The sequence below is a fragment of the Ferrovibrio sp. genome (genome assembly GCF_029255545.1).
Taxonomy (GTDB): Bacteria; Pseudomonadota; Alphaproteobacteria; order Ferrovibrionales; family Ferrovibrionaceae; genus Ferrovibrio.
The window spans coordinates 1-2172 of sequence record NZ_JANLJJ010000089.1 but is presented as its reverse complement, the minus strand read 5'-3'; the positions used below and the strand labels follow the sequence as shown (position 1 = coordinate 2172).

2 protein-coding genes are annotated in these 2172 nt (G+C 65.3%); one reads left to right on the top strand and one right to left on the bottom strand.

Going from position 1 to position 2172, the window contains the following annotated elements; genetic code table 11:
- Positions 1-1368 (top strand): FMN-binding glutamate synthase family protein (locus Q1J79_RS17225; RefSeq protein WP_300302781.1); only part of this gene is annotated, 1368 nt, incomplete at its 5' end.
- On the opposite strand, the gene eutC is transcribed toward Q1J79_RS17225, so the two are convergent.
- Positions 1361-2113 carry an ethanolamine ammonia-lyase subunit EutC gene (eutC, locus tag Q1J79_RS17220; RefSeq protein WP_300302779.1) on the bottom strand — a complete coding sequence of 251 codons (753 nt, stop codon included), beginning with the start codon at positions 2111-2113 and terminating at the stop codon, positions 1361-1363. The genes Q1J79_RS17225 and eutC overlap by 8 nt on opposite strands.
- Between the last annotated feature and the right edge of the window lie 59 nt (positions 2114-2172).

Sequence of the window (2172 nt, the reverse complement as noted above, 5' to 3'; positions counted from 1 at the left end):
TGGTATTACGTTTACGACCGCTGGATCCAGCGCGATCATGCGATCCGCCGCAATTTCCCGATCTACGGCCGCTTTCGCTACATCATGGAGAATCTGGGCGAGTATTTCCGCCAGTACTGGTTCACCGCCGACTGGGAGGAACGCCCGTTCAATCGTCTGACCCGCGCCTGGGTCTATCGCTCGGCCAAGGGCGTCTCGAACTATGTTGCCTTTGGCTCCGAGGTCGACGCGCAGCAGCCCGGCCATATCTACTTCCTGCATTCGGCCTTTCCGATCAATGACGAGGAAACCGAGCCCTTCACCGGCAAATGGATCGGCAAGGGCATCGTGGGCAATCCCTACAAGCCGAAAAGCTTTTTCAACATCTCGGGCATGAGCTACGGCGCGCTTTCTTCGGCGGCGGTCACGGCCCTGTCGGAAGGCGCGGCCATGGCCGGCATCTGGATGGATACCGGCGAGGGCGGCCTGTCGCCCTATCACCTGCACGGCAAATGCGACATCTGCTTCCAGATCGGCACCGCGAAATACGGCGTGCGCGACGCCGATGGCAATCTCGACGAGGCCAAGCTGCGCAAGATCGCCGGGATCGAGCAGATCCGCATGTTCTGCGTCAAGCTGAGCCAGGGCGCCAAGCCTGGCCGCGGCGGCATCCTGCCCGGCTCGAAGGTGACCGAGGAGATTGCCGCCATCCGCGGCATCGAGGCCGGCAAATCCTCGATCTCGCCCAGCCGGCATCGCGACATCACCGACATCCCGTCGCTGGTCGGCTTCATCAACCGGGTGCGCCGGGTGGTCGACAAGCCGGTCGGCATCAAGATGGCGGTCGGCAATTACGAGTTCATCGACGAATTCTTCGCATACCTGCAGGATCGGCCCGACGAGGCGCCGGATTTCATCCAGATCGATGGCGCCGAGGGCGGCACCGGCGCCGCGCCTGCGCCGCTGGCCGATTATGTCGGTCAGTCGATCGTGCAGTCGCTGCCGCTGGTGGCCCAGCGCCTGCGCGAATATGGTCTGCGTGACCGCATCCGCCTGGTCGCCTCGGGCAAGCTGCTGACGCCGGACAAGGTTGCCTGGGCGATCTGCATGGGCGCCGATTACGTGGTATCGGCGCGTGGCTTCATGTTCTCGCTGGGCTGCATCCAGGCAATGAAATGCAACACCGGCCATTGCCCGACCGGCGTGACCTCGAACGACCCGCGTTTCATGCGCGGGCTTGATCCAGCCCGCAAGGCGGTGCGCGTCGCCAATTACGCCAAGGCGGTGCAGCATGACGTGGAAGCCATTGCTCATGCCTGCGGCTGCAAGTCGGTGCGCGATTTGAAGTCGCAGCATGTCCGCGTCAATGGCGGCGATATTATTATGTAATGGGCGGCAGCATGGCGGCGACGGCCGCCGGGTTGAGTTTCAGGCCGATGCCGCTTAAGCGCCGAAGCCGCGCCTCGCGCAGAAGCCAGAGCAAAGTGGCGGCGGCCTGCTCATGGCTCATGCCATCGGCATGGATGTTGGAAATGCAGTTGCGCTCGGAATCGGCGCGGCCGATCTTCGGTTCCCAAGTGAGGTAAACGCCCAGGCTGTCGGCCACGCTCAAACCGGGGCGTTCGCCGATCAGCACCGCCACGGCCTTTGCGTTCAGGCGCGTGGCGATGTCATCGCCCAGAGCCACGCGCGCCTGCGCCGCCAGCACAATGGGTGCGATGCGCCAGTCTGCCAGCCCTGCCATGCAATCCCGCAGCACCGGCACGGCATGGGCCATCACGGCGCGCGACGACAGCCCGTCGGCGATCACGAAGGCGATGTCCCAGCTGCCGGCCGCGGCTTCCAGTGTCTGGCCTGAAGCTTCATCCAACCGCCGGCCGAGATCGGGGCGGCGCAGATAGGTGGCGCGGTCCATGGCCTTGCTGTGCACGGTCAGGCAGGGCAGGGGCTTGAGCTGTTCGGCCAGGGCGGTGAAATCGGCGGCGCCATGCACGGCATCGCGGGCACGGCCATGGGCGGCCTGGAAGTCCAGCAAAGCGGAAGTCGGCAGCGCGTCGCCGCTGCGGCCCAGGCCGATGCGCGCCCGCGTCGTGGCGCGCCAGCGTGCCCAGATATCCCTGGTCACAGCGTTCATGATGCCGTCAATCCACTCAGCCGGCGCAAGACGGCCTGATCCGGCGGCGGCAGGCGGCC

What these genes read in the sequence shown, in the direction of transcription:
- eutC (WP_300302779.1), bottom strand. Translation starts at nt 2,113, where the DNA reads ATGAACGCTGTGACCAGGGATATCTGGGCACGCTGGCGCGCCACGACG.